This window comes from Novosphingobium aromaticivorans DSM 12444 (assembly GCF_000013325.1).
In the GTDB taxonomy this organism is placed as follows: Bacteria; Pseudomonadota; Alphaproteobacteria; order Sphingomonadales; family Sphingomonadaceae; genus Novosphingobium; species Novosphingobium aromaticivorans.
Genome location: NC_007794.1, coordinates 2,535,364 through 2,554,218 on the forward strand (window position 1 = coordinate 2,535,364; position 18,855 = coordinate 2,554,218).

Annotated in this window: 7 protein-coding genes; all 7 read right to left on the reverse strand. The window is 66.5% G+C overall.

From position 1 onward, the window contains the following. Positions 1-35: 35 nt before the first annotated feature. Positions 36-9,245 (reverse strand): hypothetical protein, encoded by a 9,210-nt coding sequence (locus tag SARO_RS20250; RefSeq protein WP_011446024.1) that lies wholly within the window; start codon positions 9,243-9,245, stop codon positions 36-38. After that, a complete protein-coding gene (locus SARO_RS11990) occupies positions 9,245-11,119 on the reverse strand; it encodes a ShlB/FhaC/HecB family hemolysin secretion/activation protein (protein ID WP_011446025.1) in 1,875 nt (624 codons plus the stop codon). Before SARO_RS11990 ends, SARO_RS20250 begins: the two co-directional genes overlap by 1 nt. A 115-nt stretch (positions 11,120-11,234) precedes the next feature. Further along, positions 11,235-11,990, reverse strand: coding sequence for a hypothetical protein (locus tag SARO_RS11995; protein WP_041550325.1), 756 nt, complete (start codon positions 11,988-11,990; stop codon positions 11,235-11,237). Between the two features lie 30 nt (positions 11,991-12,020). Further along, positions 12,021-12,743: a hypothetical protein gene (locus SARO_RS12000; protein WP_041550326.1), complete on the reverse strand. Its 723-nt coding sequence runs from the start codon at positions 12,741-12,743 to the stop codon at positions 12,021-12,023. A 46-nt stretch (positions 12,744-12,789) separates the two neighbouring features. After that, positions 12,790-14,835 (reverse strand): adenylate/guanylate cyclase domain-containing protein, encoded by a 2,046-nt coding sequence (locus tag SARO_RS12005; RefSeq protein ID WP_011446028.1) that lies wholly within the window; start codon positions 14,833-14,835, stop codon positions 12,790-12,792. Between the two features lie 3 nt (positions 14,836-14,838). After that, the gene (locus SARO_RS12010; protein WP_011446029.1) at positions 14,839-17,994 is read right to left on the reverse strand and encodes a CHAT domain-containing protein; all 3,156 of its coding nucleotides are present in this window, start codon (positions 17,992-17,994) and stop codon (positions 14,839-14,841) included. Positions 17,995-18,153: 159 nt separating this feature from the next. Further along, the gene (locus SARO_RS12015) at positions 18,154-18,834 is read right to left on the reverse strand and encodes a nitroreductase (RefSeq protein WP_011446030.1); all 681 of its coding nucleotides are present in this window, start codon (positions 18,832-18,834) and stop codon (positions 18,154-18,156) included. Between the last annotated feature and the right edge of the window lie 21 nt (positions 18,835-18,855).

Here is an 18,855-nt window from a genome sequence, read left to right on the forward strand (position 1 = left end):
CCTGCCCTTGCCCCGCTCCCGAGCATCAGGTCAAGTCACTCACCTTCTTCATCGCCCAGCAGGTCGTCGTTTCCGGTGCCTGTCACCGGCTCGTCGATCAGCGGCTCGAACCCTGCCGGAGCAATCTGGTTGAGCTGGATAAGCGTCGTCTTGGTAAAGCTGTCGACGATCTGGAGAGCATTGTCTTCCGGATCGTCCCGCAGGACTTCCTCAATCAGGTCGCGAACCTCGATGGCATCGAACGGCACCTTGTTGCACGAATTCGCGCTGTTGATGACGCAGCCGTTGGCCGACGAGAGATCGGTAAAGGCATCCTCGAAGGCGATCTGTTCAATGGCGTCGGTGCCCGAAGCGCCGTTGACGATCCCGTTGATCACGATGTCCAGCACGGTCCCGTCGCGGCTGCCGATGGACAGGCCATCCGCCACCAGCCCGCGCCGCTCAGGGATACGCGTACTGGACGAAGTATTCTGGATATATACCTCGCGATCGGACCGCAGCGTAACGTTTCCGGCTTCCACCAGGGTACGCCCATCGGCCACGCCATCGTTCTGGCCAAGTCGGTCGGTGATGAACGCGGTGTCCGTCGTGGCGGCAATGTCTGCCAAGGCATCGCGAGTGACCATCGCGATCCCGCTGCCCGCGATCTCCAGCGAGCCTGCGCGTTGCTGTCCTTCCAGCAGGCGGATGGAACCGGTCTCGGCATCGAGGAACACACCCTGCCCGCCCGTGGCTGCCAGGGTGTTCCCGGTCGCATTGGCCACGCTGACGCCGCCCAGGAACGACAACAAACCGTCCGATTGAAGGGACAGCGTTCCCGTCTCGCCGATCTGGCCGCCCGTCTGCCCGGCCTGTGCGGTGACCGCCAGGTCTCCCACAAGCATCGCCGTCGTGCCCGAAATGGTCAGGTTGCCGCGTGACCGGATGCGATCGAAATCGGCCTGGCTGATCGCGTAGCCCCTGGTCTGCGTGGGAATGTTGTCTCCAAGCAGCGTCACGCCCGTGCCGGTGTTGGAGAGAGCGATCGCGTCGGTGTGCGTGCTTTCTCCCAGTTGCCCCGTCTGCCCGATAACGAGATCGGATGACGCAAGCGTCATCGTCTTGCCCGTCGCCAGCCCGTTGATCCGGATCGCGCCACCCGCGTTCGTGACAAAGGCGTTTGCAGCGTCGGCCACCGCATCGACCTGGACAAAGCCAGCCGCCACAAGGCGGATATCGCCCAGCCCGACTACCCCGGAAGCGACTGTCCCTTGCGGTCGGACCGAGCCGCCGAAGACATTGCCGTAACCTGCAGACAGATTCGCAATGGTCACGTTTCCACCGGTCGACTGCAGTGCAATGTCGCCCAGGGCATCGATCCGATTGCCGGTGATCGACCCGGATGCGGCAACGTCGACATTGCCGCCGCTGGCGAAAATGCTGCCGATCTGCAACGCGCCAATCGCCGTCAATCCCACGGCATCCGCGCTCACCGAGACGAGATCGCTCGCCTCGAGCCCGGCAATGTTGACGACACCGCCCGACCGCACATAGACCGCCACCCCGCCGAGCGCGGACAGCGTGACGTCGCCGTCCGTGGATATCGACACGTCTCCGCCAGACTGGATCGATGTTCCGGTCATGCCGGAATTGGTGGTGCCGAATCCGTTACCCGCAACGATCGTCGAGAATGTCAGCGCTCCGGCATCGATCCCGACGTATCCGGGCGCATTCAACGCACCCAGCCCGACGGCTCCCGATGCAGAAATGTTGATATCGCCAGTGCGCGCCGTGACCGCGCCGCCGTCGACGCTAGCGGCCACGATGCCGATGGAGCTACCGTCCAGCGAGGCATAGTCCAGCCCGCCACCAGCCGTGACGGCAATCTGGTCCGCCGCGACCACGCTGCCACCAACCACCGCTCCGCTCGCTGCGAAGCTGACAGTGCTGCCGGAACGGACGGCATCGAAGGCAATCGACCGGCCGCTCGCCGCAAAACCACCGCTGCCGGCAACCGTCGTACCGAACGCAATGTCGCCACCATCCTCGATGAGGATGGACGCACCCGACAGGTCGACCCCGCTCGTCCCGTTGGCGGACGTGATCGACAGTGCGCCAACGGCGTCGACCGCGGTGAAGGCCAGCGATCCGGCATCCGCACTGAAGGCCCCTCCGGCACTTGCCGCACCGGTCAGCGTGACCGCGCCGCTCGCGGCAAACGCCAGGTCGCCGCCTGCCGCAAGCGCGCCCGCGCCGATGGTAGCGCCCGAGAGCGTCAGGCTGGTACCAGAGGTTGCCGACGCCAGCGTCAGCACGCCGCTCGCCGTCGCGGCAAGACTTGTCCCCGCAACGACCGTGCCCCCGGTAATCGTTCCGCCCGAAAGGCTTACGGCTCCTGCCGCCTCGATGGCATCGAACGTCAGCAGGACCGGATCGATGGTCACTGCTCCGCCAGTTGACGTGACCGTACCGAGCGCTGCAGTGTCGGTTACCGACAGCGTGACGTCGCCCGCCGCCTCGAGCAGCGCAGCAGTGAGGTCGCCCGCGGCGATGCCAAGCGTTCCGCCTGCCTGGATGGAATCGCCCGAAACCGACACTCCGGTGATGGAGAGATTACCATCGATCGCCAGCGCGCCGAAACTTACCGCGGGCGCGGCAAGCGCAAGATTCCGGACACCCGAGGTCTGCTGCAGCGAAAGCAGCGCGCCAGCGGAGAGGGATGCGTCCGCGCCGGGCAGCGACAGCTGTCCGACAACAAGGTCGGTCCCCGCCTCGATCACGGCGGCCGCCCCTAGAGACAGAGTGCCCACGCGCAGTGCGCCCGGGGTTGCAAAGCTGCCTTCCGCCAGACCGCCTGCAAGCGGCGCGGTGGTGAGTTCCCGGGCAGCCGTGACCGCGCCGGCATCGATGTCGCCACCGAACGAGAGGCCGACGTCATCAGTCGTCGCAATGATCGTGCCCGTGCCGGTCAGCGAACCTGCCCCGGTCAGCGCGACCGTTCCGCCAGTAACAACGGAATTGCCCAGCAAGGCGATGCTGCCGGACGACGACGTGACCGCCGCAGTCCCGGTGGCAAATACCTGCCCCCCACTCTCGAGCTGACCGACAGTCACGTCACCAAGCGCGGAAATGGAGACGCTCGCGCCTGAAAGCGAGCCTGCCGCGCGCACTTCGACAGGGACAAAATCACCCTGCCCCACGTTCAATCCACCCGTAACCTCGACGTTTCCAAGGCAAATCGCGCCTTCCAGGCAATCTGCCGCCAGCGTGCCGCCGTCGTCACCGCGAGGATCGCCCAGCGCGAGGCTGCGCGTGACGTCGGCATAGAAAGCCGCACCGGTGAAGCTGGCGCCACGCGCGTCGACCGCCGCTCCGGAAAGGTAGATGTCGCCAAGGTTGGCAACGATGCTCGTGCCATCACCGAACGACAAGGTTGCGATATCGCCCGCTGCCAGGTCGTAGTTGATGGCAAGCCCGCCCGCGCTGAACACGACCGGCTGCGGATCGAATGTGCCGTCAGTGTTGGCACTGATCGCGTTGCCCGATCCGATGGCAATGTCGTTGCCGCTGAGGAAGGTCATCCCGGCCGCCGCCGAGATCGTGTTGCCCCCCGTAACCACGATGTTGCCACCGCTGGCGGCGGAAAGCGGGCCGGACGCGGCAATGTTGCCACCGCCTGCGTCCTCGCCAAGGGTGAGCGTGCCTTCGTAGTAGAAGGTCGAACCATCGACGATGGCGCCGGCCTCGAGGTTGACCGCTCGGCCGCTGGCATTGCGCACGGTGACGTTACCGCTGCCCCGGACCTGCAGGTCGTCGTTCGAGAAGTACCCGCTGCCGGCACCACCAGTGATGTTGCCGAATGCGTAGACGTCGAGCCCGCCAAGGCCTGTGACCACTGCCGGCCCGAGCAGATTGAAGTCGGCGGCGAAGGCATTGAAGGTGCCGGACGCGTGAACTGGCGAACAACTCGGCGTCAGACAGCCGATGCTGGCAATATCCGTCGCGCCCGATGACACCAGCGAAATGTTGGTCGCCAGCAATTGCCCGCCGGAGTTGCCGGTAATCGCGATTGCACCCGCCGAATTGATGCTGGCATTGCCGCCCACGACCACGCCCGCGCTGCCGGTCGTGTCGATCGTCACAAGCGTTGCGGCGTCGAGTTGAAGATCGCCCGTCACCTCGATCGGTCCCGCCAGCGCCCGCATTGCGATACCTGCGCCGTTGCCGCCGTTGCCACTAGCATTCGCGCTCAGGCTGGCAAAGTGCAGGCCATCGGAGGACCGGCTACTGGCGTTCTCGATCTGGATGGTGCCCGCAAGCGACGGAGAAGCGAAGGCCCCGTTGGCCGTCTGAAACACCAGGCTGCTTGTCACGTCGAGCGAGGTACTGCCTGCAATCAGGCTTCCGGTGCCGCCGCCTGCATCGTCGGAACTGCCGATGGAAATCGACCCGCCCGACGGATCGGCATAACTCCGTCCGCCGAAGTTGCCGCTGCCGCCCGGTCCGCTGCCGGGGGACGAGAAATTGGTGTTGTAGTTGGTAGCCCCTCGCGCCTCTATCGCGAGACCGCCCAGCGTCAGCGAACCGCCTTCGGCTCCCAACGCAACCGAACCGCCCACCCCGGCGTTGCCCAGCCCATTGTCGCCACCGCTTCCGCCAAGCGCGAGAGGATCGGAACTGAAGTTCGATGCGCCATTGCCACCGGTTCCACCAAGCCCGCCGGTGCCGTTAGCGGCGACCGTGACGAGCCCGGCCAATCCCAGTTGCGCGCTTCCACCCGTGGCGGAAAGGATCGAGACCGAACCGCCCGCGCCGATACCGCCCGCGCCGCCATTGCCGCCGTTGCCGCCCGAGCCGAACGCGCCAGTTGCTCCCGCGCCGCCCAAACCGCCAAGCCCGTTGGCAGAAAGGTCCACGCTGCCATCTGTTGCCGCGAGCGACAACGTTCCGCTGGCCGATGCGATCAACGAAATAGAACCGCCGCTTCCCTGGCCGCCCACGCTGCCCGCTGCGCCGTCTCCGGTGGCAATCACGGTGCCAAAGCCCGCCACGCCGTTCCCGCCGGCGCCGTTCACCGAGGCCGACAGGGTGTCCGCCGCCAAGCGCGAGCCTGAGCCGGTCGACGTCAGCGATATCGTGCCGCCAGCCCCGGAACCGCCTGCACCGCCCACAGAAGCTTCCGGCGGCGTGTCAGACGAAAAGTCGGCATGACTTCCGCCGTCCCCACCCTGCCCCAGAGCCGACAGCGAAAGGAAGCCCAACGATATCGCGCCACCACTTTGCGCGGTGCCAACGATCGCACCACCAGAACCTGCGCCGCCCGCGCCGCCATCGCCAACGGTTGAAAAACCGAAAGCGGCAGCGTTGCCGGCAAGTCCGCCAGCCCCGCCCAGACCCGACGCGGAAAGGCTGTTGACGCCAGAAAGCGCCTCAAGCGTCAGCGAGCCAAGATCGGATGCGGTGAGATTGATCGAGCCGCCTTTGCCAGAACCGCCTGCGCCTCCGTTGCCCGCCGCATCCAGATCGGCGCGTCCGTTGCCGCCCGCACCGCCGCGCCCGCCCGCGCCGCCGACGAGTATGCTGGCATCCGTCAGAACCAACGACGTTCCCGACCCGCTTGCCGAAACGTTGGCTGCACCGCCGGCTCCATTGCCACCAAGACCGCCATTGTTGTCAGCCTGGGAATCACCGCCAGCGCCACCGGAACCCAGCGCGGAGAGCGTGATGGACGAAAGGCTGACGCTGCCGCCTGTAACGGTAACCCCGGCCGTACCGCCAGTACCGCTGCCGCCCGAACCAGCGGCAATCCCGCTTTCACCATTCTGCCCGATGCCGTCTGCCCGAACGGCGATTGACCGCGTGGCGCCCGAAATCGCCGCCGCGCCGAAACTCGCTCCCAGATCAAGGCTTGCCGCGCCGCCCGTCCCGGACCCGCCGGAACCGGCAAGACTCGCCACTCCTCCGCTCGAACTGCCGGCCCTGCTGTTGCCGGCAGGCCCGCCCAGCCCCGACGCATCGACGCCAAGGCTGGTTGCATCGAGCTGGCCGGACAGGAATCGCAGCCGCGCCGTCCCGCCGGTGCCCGATCCACCGGAACCGGACGCGCCGACAAAGGATCCGTCATCGTAGAACTGGCCGCCTGCCCCGCCCTCGCCAATGGCCTGGACCGAAACCGCCAACGCAAGGCTACCTGCATCGACGGCATCGAGCAGCGCCCCGCCATCGACCGTAAATATCGCGGTCCCGCCAAAGCCGTCGCCCCCGGCACCTGCGGCCCCGTCGGCATAGAAGAGATCGCCGCCCGTACCCTGATAGCCGATGAAGCCGGAGCCATAGTCGACCGACTTGTTGCCATTGGCAGCAAGGGTCACCTTGTCCGACGACAACGTCCCGCCGGTCAGGTCGATCGTCGCGATACCGCCGAAACCGCTGCCACCCTTGCCCCCGGCGATGCCAAGCGTTGCATCCTGGTCCGCACCGCGACCGCCCAGGCCAGATGCGGAAACGTCGACCGTCGAGGCCGAAACCGTTCCGCCGCTTATCGAGAATGTTGCAGTACCGCCATGGCCCGCGCCGCCGCGCGCCGGACCGAAGCCGGCCACGTTCGAGCCCGAACCGCCCTGCCCTTCGGCGGAGACATTTATGCTCGCCGCGTCGAAAGTCCCGCCCTCGACACTGAAGGCAGCGGTCCCGCCATAAGCATTGGAACCGTCCCCGGCCTGGAAGCCGGAACTCAGCGTGCTGATGTCGCTAAGGGCACTTTCCCCGCCACCACCGCCACCAACGCTGCTGACGGTCGCGAAAGATGCGGTGAACGTCGCGTTCGAGCCGGTCTGACGGAAAGATGCATTGCCGCCATAGCCGGTACCCGAACGCCCCGCCGCATCGGAACGGCTGCCGGCAGAGCCCTCCGACTGGACATAGAAATTGCCCACCCTCATCGTCGCGTCGTCGAGTAGCAGGCTGACATCGCCGCCGGTGCCATCGCCTGCATCGACCCCGCTGCCGCCGTTTCCGTAGGATCCGAGGCTGACGGAATAGATCGTCGACAAGGTTGCCGCATTGCGCACCACCAGGCTGACGTCACCGCCGAAGGCGTTGACGCCACTGCCCGAACCACTGGCCGAGGACGAGGCATAGAGCCCGCCCGTTGTCAGCGTGCTGTTGTCGACAAGGATGTCGATGTCCGATGCGCGCTGCAGCGCCGTCGCGCCATACCCCGACGCGTAGATGTCGACATATCCCGACCCCGTATCGAGGATCGAACCGTTGACGAGGGACAGCGTCAGTTTCGCCGGCAGCGCGAGCCCGCCGTCCGAACTGGAAGAGATCGAGGCGAATCCGAACCCGCTGCCATTGCTCACCGTCACCGCAACATTGTCGAGCGACAGCCCGACGTCGCCGGTCGACGCTCCGCCGCCGCTTGCCGCCGAAGCGTAATTCGAAACGCCGAGCGACTGCACGCTGAAGGTCTCGACGCCATTGGCAAACGCAACCGACGCTGCCCCGGCTGACGCTGCCTGGGGCGCCAGATCCTGACCGACACTGGCGATCGCCGAAGAGGAAACGTCGAGAATGCCGGCCGAGAACTGCCCGCCGTCAACCGCCAGGCCGGCATTTCCTGAAACGGAGGAAGCGCCCGCCAAGGGAACCTGCGGTCCGGTAAACGAAGCGGAGTCCGCCGTGGACGCAAGGGTGACATTGCCCAGGCTCAGCGAATAGGCCGAGAGCGCGCCGTCCGTCTGCTTCGCGACGAAGCTCACGCTGCCACTCGTCGCCTTGCCCGCGCCAAGCTCCCCGACTCCGCCGGTTGCCTGCGATGTCAGGCTGCTGGCCCCCGTAACCGCGAGTGTCCCATCGGTGATCGAAACTGAAACGTTGCCCGCTGCAGCATCCTCGCCGAGCCCGCCGGGCAGGAAGGCGTCGCCGTTGGACGGATCGAGGAGAACCGTTCCCTTTGCCACCGAAGCGAGTGCGAGGTCCCCGCCCACCGTGACCAATCCGCCACCCGCAACGGTCAGAGACACGTTGCCGGCCGACGCGCCATTGGCCGACCGCGCGTCCAAGGTCTTGCCTACCGTCAGGAAATTGTCGCCCGCGACGGACATCGCGATGTCCCCGCGCGCAGTCAGATATGCGTTGCCGGCAAGAGCGACCGACGATGTCTTCGCATCGACCGTGATCGCGCCCGTGGCTGCCCCGGCAATGTCGTTGCTCGCATCGAGGCCCGTCACAAGCAGGGAAGCGTTGCCTGCTACAGGACCGTCGGACGCCGCGTTGCCGCCGACGACGTTATATCCGGCCGAAAGCACGATCGACCCGTCGCTCTCGCTGGATGCCGCAACTGCGGGAACATAACCGAGCGAGCCTGAAACCACGGCGGTCATCGCCTGGTTCTTGGGCACCGCGACTAGATAAATGCGGTGATTGGGATCCGAGAGGCTTCCGGCGGGACCAGTCGTGGTTCCGGTATGAGCGATGCCGGTACTGTCGTCCGTGCCACTGTCGACGACGATGTCGAACAGGCCGTTGTTGATCGTCATGGTGGCCGCTTCGGCCGCGACGTAGGCGGTCGAGCCGTCCACCGTCACCGTTCCGCCTTGCACGACCTTTGGCGCCACCAAGGCAACGTAGCTGCTCGTCGCGAGGTTGGCATTGATCTGCGCGCCCGCACCGATCGTCACCGACGAGGCCGGGTCGATCGCCTTGCCGAACCTGATCTCGCCCTTGTCGCCATAGAGGCGCGATACGGTGTCCGTCGCCGGATCGACCGCGATCGGAAGCGAGGTCAGGACCAGGCTGCCGACGTTGAACACGCCGGTGGAGCCGACGACCCACCCGCCGGGATTGTAGAACCAGACCTTGCCGGTCGATCCGGCATCTACAGTTCCCGAGATCGACAGCGGCCCGCCCACTGCGGAGGAAGTCACTCGGTTGAGTACCGTGTACGCCCCGCCATCCCGGATGAACTGCAGCGTCGTGCTTTCGGGAAGGAACACGCCGTCCGTGCCGGTCGCATCCCAATCGAGCAGGGCCTCGTCCGCAGTGACGAGGACCGTATCGGTCTTGGTTGCGGAATCGCGTATGACCGTCTCGATGCCGAACTGGATCGTCGGCGTGCCCACGACCGCCTGCGCGCGCACGCTTGTCGGCGCCGCCGCCAGGATCAGCGCCGCAGATCCAGTCGAGATGCCGGCCAGAAGCCTCGCAAGGGCGGAGGGCCCGCCATTGATCGATGCGTGATTCTTGAACGACTTGCGGGCCATTACAGCCTCCACGGCAGGAGCTGGAACGAAAGGTTGAGCATGAACCGGGCCTTGCCCTTCACATTCAGGCCGAGCGGATCGTGCAGCGGCACGGCCACCCCGGCGTCGAGGCGCAACGCATCGTGGATCGCGGCGCGCAGGCCCCCGCCCACCGACACGACCTTCTGCGGGTCGAGCCCGTCGAACGCGGTGTCGTTGTTCCAGACCCATGCAGCATCGGCGAAGGCATAGGGCTGGATCGCGTTCCCGCCCGCGACCTTGGGCAGCAAGGACCCGACGCGAACCTCGCCGCGCACCCCAACCCCGCTGTCGCCAATCACCGCGCCCGGATCGTAACCTCGGCCGATGGTATAGTTGCCGCCCGAAAACTCCTCATACGACAGAAGCTTGTCCGGCGACCACTGCGCCCGCGGCTGGACGCTCAACGTCAGGCCGCGAACCGGGCGATAGTCGAGCACGCCCGCAGCGCGCAGGACAAAGCCCTTGGCCGTGCCCTCGATGCGGCTGGGCGTGACCTTGCCGAAACCCGTGCAGGTCGGCGCCAGCGCGCCCTGGCAACCCTTCGTCGCCCCGAACACGTCGATCCCCTGGCGCGCCTCGAGCGAAAGTCCCCAGGCCCAATGCGGTTCGAACGGTGTGAAGCCGTCGCGGCCGGTCAGGCTTTTCCGGGAAACGCCGTTGGTATCGACCCGCGCATAGAGCACGCGCAGTCTGTCGCGGTTGAGCGGTATCTTCCCGAAATCGAGATCCTGGTCCGCGATCTGGGCACCGAGCGACACGGCCATGTTGTAGGCCTGCGACCGGACCACCGGGTAACTTCCTTCCAGCGATGCAGACAGCGTCCGCGAGTGGAAGTCCGACGCGGCCCCTGTCACCGTCGGATTGGTCCAGCCATAGGTGAAATCGCCCCGCAGCGAGAAGCCTTCCCCGCCAAGGCGCATTTCGTGACCGATCTGCAGGACCTTCTGCTCCTCCAGGTCGGTCGTCGCGAAGAAGCTTGCCGTTGTCGCATCGCCAAGGCCCGTCAGGCCGTTGATCTGGACCCGCGCCAGACCGCTGTAGCGCCCCACCGCCCGCGAACCGTAGTTCTGCAAGCCAAGCTCGGCATAGACCGGCACCCGGCGCACGGACACTTCGCCGATCACCTCGCCCGGCGCACCTTCGACCGGCCGAAGGGCCATGCGCACGTCGAGACCCGGCACGTCCTTGGCGAGCAGAAGATAGCGCTCTGCCTCGTGCGTGTTGAAAACCGGATCGCGCGTCAGCTTGTTCAGGTACTTCAGAAGGATACCTTCCGAAGCCCCTGCATCGCCCTTGATCTGAACCCGCTTGAGATGCGCCAGCAGCACGTCGAGCCGGACCGCCCCGCCCTCGATCTTCTGCGGCGGCACCTGCACCGCGGCAAGATAGCCCGCCTGGCGTAGCGCAGTCGCCGCCCGGTCGCGGATCTCGCAGATCACGGCGACCGGCTGGTCGGTCCCGACGAACTCGGCATAGCTGCCGGAAAGGTCGAAGCCGGGAATTTCCTGCATGCCGGTGAACGTCACCGAATGCAGCTTCAGGCGGATGCCCGCGAAGTCGGGGGCAGCCAGCGGGCACGGGGCCCGTTCAACTTCGGATGTATCGACCGAAACCGGCCCGCCACGCTTCAGCGTACCCTCGGCAACGCCGCGCTCGATCTCCTCGCGCGTCGGCGGCTGCACGCCCTGCGGCGGCACGGTCTGCGCCGAAGCCATTGCGGACCACGCAACGCCACTCGCGACCAGCAGCAATGCGCTGCGCCCGCGCAGCCATTGCGCACCACGCCCAACGCTCCTGACCGGAACGACCGAAACTGCCCCGAAATCGGGCTGCGCACCAAGACGATCGGACATCCGACTCGATTCTCCATCAGGTGCGACCCGTGATGTGACTTTCGCTTATACTTGTTTTTTCTCTATTTCATCCACTTACAGCCCTCACGCCGATCGGTCCAAGCCAATCTCCCGGCTATGGCTGCGTGGAGCTTTCCTCGTCCTCGAGTGCGGCCGTAAGCCAGTCGAACTGGGCCTTGCACCCGTTGTCGAGCAACAGCGTACCAAGCGACGCCGCATCGGCTGGAACGGCTTCCGGCTCCAGCATCACGATGCGGAACTCGGCCACCTTCTCGGGCGTCACCTCGTCATAGATCCGGTAAGTGCGCCCCTCCTGCGGGGCAAGCATGGTCTTGGGCCAGGCAATGCCCACGGTCCTGGGCGGCCACTGCATCCGCACCATTTCGCCGCCCGCGGCCTCGGTCAGCCAGGTAAAGCTGCGCGCCTTGCCGTCAGCGCGCCACAGATAGAGGTCGCTGCCACGAGGCACGCAGACGTTCCCGCCCTCGGTCGTGTCCGCCAGCCATATGCTGACGGGCAGGACGTTCTCGCCCGAAGTGTCCCCGGCGCCCCTGACCGCTCCGGCACGAACCGAAGCCGGATTGCTCAGCGATCGCGCAAGCAGCGCCGCAGCGCCGCGATCCCGGTTGACCGCCCCGTCGAGCGAGAACGTGCCGGCACCGCGCAGGATGCGGGTACCCGCCTTGTCGAGCACCGTGACCACGTCGCCGGACTTGAGCGTCACGGTGGCGTTCGCGGGGAGCCGCTTGCCTTTGGGGAAATTGACGGCCGAGGGCCCCGTCGATCGCACAACCACCGCCTGGGCAAGCGCCTGGGCCGAAACGCCCCCGCCGGCAGCCAGGACCACCGCCATCACAAATCCGCGCACCATCCGCAATCCTTCCATCACCCGTCCCCGACCTCAGCCGCCAGACTGTTCCGCAGAAGCGAGGTTTGCCAGCAGGTCGAGCTGGGCGTTGCATCCCTTCGCCGCCATCGCCGCGGCGACCTCCACCTCGTCCTCGGGCACGCTGGGCAGCACCATGGTCCTGATCTTGACCGGCTTCCCGACCGCGTTGCTGAATGTGTAGGTCTGTCCGTCGACCACAGGCACGGTGGCGGCAGGCCAAACCTTGAGCGCGCTACCCGCCCGCCAGGTCAGATCGGCCATGCTCCCGTCCTGGGACAAGAGCTTGCCAGTGCCTTCATCGGTCCTTTCCGGCCGCCACAGCACCAGCGTCGCCGGGTCGGCCACGCAATAGGTGCCGCCCTTGCTGACGTCGATGTACCATACGTTCTCCGGTCCCGAAGGGGCCGCAACAGGCCCCGTCGGCGCCCCGCGCACCGCCCCCGTGCGCGTCCGTGCGCCCGCACCTCGCGTCATCATGGCAGCCAGAGCCGTTCCGCCACCGCTCTGGTCGCGGTTCACCGCGCCGTTCAGCGTGAACGTGCCAGGTCCGGAAAGCACCCGCGTCCCGGCCTTGTCCAGCACCGTCACATGATCGCCCGCCTTGAGCACGACCGAAGCGTTGGCCGCCAGTTTCCTGCCCTGCGGATAGGTCGCCGCCGAAGGCCCGGTCGATCGCACGACGACCGATTGCGCGACCGCGCTCCCCGCGAGCATGACGCCCGCCAGTGCAGCCATCCCGGCAGCAAAGGTCCTTACGCCCCCCTGACGTTTCCTGGGCGTATCAACCAAGCACATAACTCTCTCCCTTGTGCGTCTGACGCAGTCTCTGGATCAGGTTCATCATCGCATCGTCGTTGTGCGCCGATTCGAGGATCTTGTCTGTGAGGGCCTGCACACGGTCCGCCTCGCCCGCTTCGTGAGCGCTCAGCGCTTCCACTGCCAGCCCGCGCCACTCGGCTTCGAGATCCGGTACCGGTTCGAAGATTTCCACCGGAGTCCGCCGCCCGCGCAGGGTAACGGTGCCCATCGGCCGGAACCAGTCCAGTCCCGAACGCTCCGCCGCCTCACGGCTGACCAGCACCTTGGTATCGAGCGGCTTGTTCGCGCCTTCAAGCCGGGCAGCGGTGTTCATCGCATCGCCGAGCGCAGTGTACTGGATGCGCCCTTCCCCGCCGAAATTGCCGACCACCGCTTCGCCGTAATGGAGGCCTACCCGCGTCCGGCCGATCTTCGGCACGCCTTCGGGCACCGACTTGCGGAACTCCTCACCCGCCAGATACATCGCATATGCGGCCTTGACCGCGCGCTCGCCATCGTCCGGATAGGCGATCGGCGCCCCCCAGAATGCGACCACCGCATCGCCCACGAACTTGTCGAGCGTTCCGCCGTATTGAAGCACCACCGCGCTCAGCCGGTCGAGATAGTCGTTCAGCAACCGCGCGATCATTTCGGGTTCGACCGCATGGGTAAGCTTGGTGAAGCCTTCCAGGTCGCTGAACAGGCAGAATATCTCGCGCTTCTCTCCGTGCAGCGAAAGCCGCTCGGGATTGCGCATGATCTCGGCCGCCACCGAACGCGGAAGATACTTGCCCAGCGCGCCCTGAGCGAACTCCCGCTGTGCCGCGTTGATGGCCCGCAAGCCGGAACTGACGGCGGTAAAGGCGATGGCCCAGCCGATCAGCCACCCCGTCGCGGGCAGATCCAGCGTGTCGTAACCGGCCCGCTCGACCAGGAACGGCACCGCCAGGAACAGCGCGAACTGGGCAATCACGGCCACGGCCAGCAGCCAGGTGCGCACCTGCGCCGCCGCGGTCGCCGCGCCGAGTGCCACCACCAGCACCGCGGCCAAGACCTTGGCCCAGCTTGCCGGCGGCGCTTTCCATGCCTTGTCGAGCAGTTGCGCCAGCATCGAGGCGTGGACCTCGACCCCGATCATCCGCGTCTCGCCCGTCACCGGATTGCCGGTCCTCGTGAATGGCGTGTCGAATTGGTCGAAGTCGGAAAAGTCACCGCCGATAAGGACGTAGCGACCCTTGACCGCGTCGGCGACAAGCGGCGCCGTCTCCGGATCGGCGAGCAGGTCGATGGGTATCTTGTCGAAGACCGGCCGGTCGCTTGCCGTAGGCACGCGGTACCGGATCGGCCCGGTATAGGTGGCAAAGCGCCCATCGGCATCGGGCCCGGCATTCGTCAGCGCCAGCGAAAGCAACGGCGGCAGTCCGGAATACTGACGCGGCCAGCGACGCGCGACACCGTCGGCATCGGTCTCCAGCAGGATCGAGGCAGGCTTGACCATGCTCGTCTGGGCGCTCGCCATGAACGCCTTGAGGTCCTGCTCCTGCTCGTAGGTGATAGCTTCCGGGTTTGTGCGATTGTCCGCATAGGCAAGGAAGACAGGCGTCTTCATGGCCTTGAGCGAGGCGCGGAGAAGCTCGTCGTCGTCCTGCGGGCTGTCGAAGAGGACGTCGATGCCCACGCCCTTCGCGCCGAGCTGGTCGATCTGCGTCAGCGCCTTGGCCAGGATCGTGCGGTCGACCGGCGAAATCTGGCCCGTCGCGCGGTTCGTATCGGCGGTATAGACCACCAGCGTGATGCGCTTGTCGGTGTCCGTTGGCGGTGCGAAATTCGCGGCGCGGATATCGTAAAGCGCGGCCTCCGCATCGCGCAGCAGCGGAAGCTGCCAGCTCCTCATCGCGATGAACAGCGCCAGCGCCAGCAGCAGCAGCGCGATGGCCGTGCGTTGCCAGCCAAGTTGCGACAGGCTGCGCCGGGCCGATCGCCCGATCTCGCTCGCCCCCTGCGACGCATCGCGCCGGTTCTGCGGCATTCGTCAGTTCCCCCCCGAAACCTTGGCCGGTCCAGCGGCCATGCCGGTCGCCTTCATTGCCACGCGCGCGTCCCGCGAAACAAGCGGCCGCGCACCGTCACCGATAACCGCAAATCCGGCCCAGTAATAGGGATGCGAAGTGTCCGCGTCCGCCATCAGCGCCTGCTGCGCCTTGAGCAGGGCCTCGCCCGACGAGGTACCCGGAGGCGCTTCGAACAGGCCGTTGATAAGGCGCGCGGTGGCATCGAAATCGTCCGGGGCTGGCCAGTGGCTGGCGAGGACAGAACGGCTCCCCGCACCGATGAACGCGCGCACCAGCCCCTCCAGAGCCGATCCGCCGCCGGTTACGATGCCCGCCGCGCGCGTGGCGGCAACGTCTGCCTGACCCGCCGTGTCGCAGGCCGAAAGGATCACCATGTCGGCGTCTAGCCTGAGGTCGAAAATCTCCGAAAAGCTGAGCAGTCCGTCCGATCCCTTGGGACCGAAGGACGTGACCAGCGCCGGCCGAGCCGGACAGGTCGGCTGCGGCGGCGTCACGAGGCCATGCGTGGCAAAGTGCAGGATGCGAAAGTTGTCGAGGTCGGGGCGCGACTTGATCGCCGTGTCGGAAAAGGCCGGGCCGACCATGATGTCGGTCCCCTGCGATCCCAGCAGCATCCGCGCCTTCAGCAGCTCGGCCTCGGAAATGGGCCGATTCCAGGTCGCGAGCGGCCAGTTGCAGTCTGCCGTCATGTCTCCGTCCGCGCCGCGCACCCGTGCCGCGCCAAGCGTGCTGCTCGCCGAAATGGCCGCATTCCGGCCAAGACCGAGATAGGCTTCACGCGCCTTCGACCCCGGCTGCTTGCGCGCATCCATGAACGAGCGGGCGGAAACGGCGGTCGAGACCAGCTTGTCCTTGCCCAGCCAGTTCATACCCCGCAGGTCGAACGGGTCGCCCGATGGGCTCTCCGCCTGCTTGAGGTAGGCCTTGACCGACGCGTCGTCGGCTACAAGCACGTTGACCGGCAGCTTGAGCATCGCCCCGTCCGGCTCGAAGATCAGGTGGTGCGCGGCCATGAGTTCCGCATCGACCGGCCCGAACAGTGCCTTGAAGACGCCATAGGCCTCGGCGGCCGCGAATTCGCTCGTAACGTACTGCTTGCCGTCGTAGCGCGAGATCGAATCCCTGATCGACTGGACAGATTTCTCCAGCTCGCCCGAAGTGATCGGCGCGCGGTAGCCCACGGCCTTGTCCTTGTTCGCAAAGAACACGAAGACATCCGGACCGAGCACCGCCACCTTGGCATAGGCCTCGCCCGCACCAAGGCCGTCCTGCAATTCCTTCTGGCCGATGACCCGCTGCGAAACAACGCGGTAGCGGGCATAGTTGGCAAGCTGGATAACCGTCGCCTGCTCCTGCGCTTCAAGCTCCTGTACCCGCTTTGCCGCTTCCGCGATCTCGTCCGTGCGCGCGGCTGCATCGTCCAGCCTCTGCAGCGCGGCATAGGTCATGCGCGCCCGCTCGATCCCGCGCGTCAGGCTGTTGGATTGCCGGAAAAGCCTGGCCGCCTCGTCGCTTCCGCCCGAAAGCTCGCGCGAGAGAACGGCCTGCGTTTCCGCCACGCCCGGCCGTACCAGCACTTGCGAGGCGACGAAGAAGGCATCGCTCGCCCCCGCATCGGTGCCCATCTTCCCGGCCAGCAGGTCGAAGTATGGGGCCATCTGGCGCGAGAGGCCCGAAAGACCGTTCTCCCGCTCGACCGAACGCGCCACGACTTCGCGGTACAGCGGCTCGGCCTGATCCGCCTTGTCGTGCCGCACAAGGAACGCCGCGAGCCGCGCCTGCGCCGCCGCAAGGCTGCGCGTATCGGGATACTGGACGCCCACGATGTCCACGGCCGAGCGCAAGAGCCCTTCCGCATCGCCAACGCGACCTTCATCCTCGGCCAGCGTCGCAAGCTCCGTCAGCAGTTGCGCCCGCATCCGCACGATCGAGACGACACGCCCGTTACGCACCGCCAGCGCGCGCGATTGGGCCTGCTCGAGCGCGGCCTTGGCCTCGGTCCGCCGCCCCTGCAGGCGCAGCGCCGTGCCCTTGAGCTGGAGCGTCTGCGCATCGAGGATCGTCGCGCGCTCGTCGTCGGTCAGGCGCAAGTCGTCGACCATGCCCATGGCATTGGCGGTCACGTCCGACGCATTGATGCGCCGCGCCACCGACGGGGTCAGTTCCATCGTGTCGCGCAACGTCTCCGCGCCCATCGCGCTTGTCTGCCGCAGCGGCGCGTCGATCCGCTCGAGCGCCTGGGCGTACTTCTCCTGGTTGAGAAGGTGGATCGCCTCGTAGTTGCGCCGCAGCCGCTCCACCACGCCGCTGCCCGCGGGCATCGCGTCGGCCTCGGCAAACAGGCGATCCGCCTCCGCGAACTGACCGAGGTTCGAACGCTGAAGTCCGGCGTTCACAAGAAATTCGACGCGGTCGATCGGCACGTCTCCGGTCGACGCCTGCCGCTGGTCCAGCGTCTCGAAGTACGCGGCGGCCTCGGCATAGTCGCCCGAATTGTTGCGCCGGTACCCTTCGGCCAGCGCGGTCGACGGGTCGAGCGTCAGCGCCTGGATGCGTGCATAGGCTTCGGTGTCGTTGACCGATGTCGTCGCCACCTCGATCGGCTCGTCGATCGGCCGGTCCTCGAAGATCGAACGCAAGGCAAGGTCGAGCGCCCCGTGATAGGCAGAGAAGCCCTCCACCACATAGCTCGTCTTGCCGCGATTCACGTTGACGACCTCATAGGCGAGCTCGGGGTCCTTCCACCGGCAATCCTGACGCATACGACCCGCGACCGACGCACTCGTCGCGGCGGCGCAATCGACCTGCGCGCGGCGCCGCTCGGCCAGGCGGGCCATCACGTCACCTTCACCCTGCCGCAGCGCAAACACGTAGCCGACAGGTAGCGCCGAATCGCGGCAGACCACCGCCCAGGTCCGGTCCAGTGGACTCCGGTTCGCTGGATCGACCACGCGCGACTGGACCTGGCACAGCGCCTTGCTGCCGCCCGACCCCAGCGGGAAACTGTCGCGCAACATCAGCGATTGGTCTGGCGCCGCCGATGCGGACGATGCCAGCGCAAGGGCGGCAACTCCTGCCGCCAGCGCAGCCCAGTTTCTTGCTCCACGGTTCCGCATTGCGTTTCCCCAGCCGGGGGCCATGCCCCTGGTCTCTGACACGGTTATGCTGCGAAGCCCGAAGATTCTTGTGCTGTTGCGCACATCATAGGCGCTTTGGCGCGCCACTGCCAATGCCGATACGCCACCCGGCGGCGCCTGTCTTGTATCAAATCGACGTCAGAAGCCTTCGAAAGCAACAACTTCCGACAAAGGCGCGCGGGGAACGTCGAATTGGTTGACCGCCGCCTCCGGGTCGCGATGTCCGATGGCGAGACCGCAGAAGAACACATGGTCGTCCGGAATCGCCACGCATTCGCGGACCTGCTTCTGATAGACGGCCCAGGCCTCCTGCGGACAGGAATCGAGGCCTTCCTCGCGCAGCAGCAGCATCACGGTCTGCAACCACATGCCGATGTCCGACCACTGCGGCGGTCCCATGTAGCGCGGCGTATGGACCAGCATCAGCACCGGCGCGCCGAAACCGCGAAAGTTGTCCATGAATTGCGTCAGCCGCCCGCGCTTGTCCTCGCGCCCGATCCCGAGAGCGGCATACATCGCCTCTCCCACGCCGAACCGCCGCGCCTCGTAGACGCCGTCCAGCTCGGGCGGGTAGATCGCGTATTCCGGCGCGTGCGCGGCGCGGCCCTGCGGGATCACCTCGGCCACGGTCGCCACCAGCCGGGCAAGCGACGCTCCGGCAACGACCCGCGCGTTCCACGGCTGCACGTTGCCTCCGGACGGAGCCCGCTGCGCCTTGTCCAGCACGCGTTCGAGAACCTCGCGCGAGACCGGCTCCGGCTTGAAGCGGCGGATCGAGCGGCGGGAAACAACGGCTTCGCTGACGGACATCTGGCTCATGCCGGTTTAACTGCCCGGTTA

Excerpts from the sequence above, each read along its gene's own strand:
- SARO_RS20250 (WP_011446024.1), bottom strand. The coding sequence starts at position 9,245 with ATGGCCCGCAAGTCGTTCAAGAATCACGCATCGATCAATGGCGGGCCC.
- SARO_RS11990 (WP_011446025.1), bottom strand. The coding sequence starts at position 11,119 with ATGTCCGATCGTCTTGGTGCGCAGCCCGATTTCGGGGCAGTTTCGGTC.
- SARO_RS11995 (WP_041550325.1), bottom strand. The coding sequence starts at position 11,990 with ATGGTGCGCGGATTTGTGATGGCGGTGGTCCTGGCTGCCGGCGGGGGC.
- SARO_RS12000 (WP_041550326.1), bottom strand. The coding sequence starts at position 12,743 with ATGGCTGCACTGGCGGGCGTCATGCTCGCGGGGAGCGCGGTCGCGCAA.
- SARO_RS12005 (WP_011446028.1), bottom strand. The coding sequence starts at position 14,835 with ATGCCGCAGAACCGGCGCGATGCGTCGCAGGGGGCGAGCGAGATCGGG.
- SARO_RS12010 (WP_011446029.1), bottom strand. The coding sequence starts at position 17,994 with ATGCGGAACCGTGGAGCAAGAAACTGGGCTGCGCTGGCGGCAGGAGTT.
- SARO_RS12015 (WP_011446030.1), bottom strand. The coding sequence starts at position 18,834 with ATGAGCCAGATGTCCGTCAGCGAAGCCGTTGTTTCCCGCCGCTCGATC.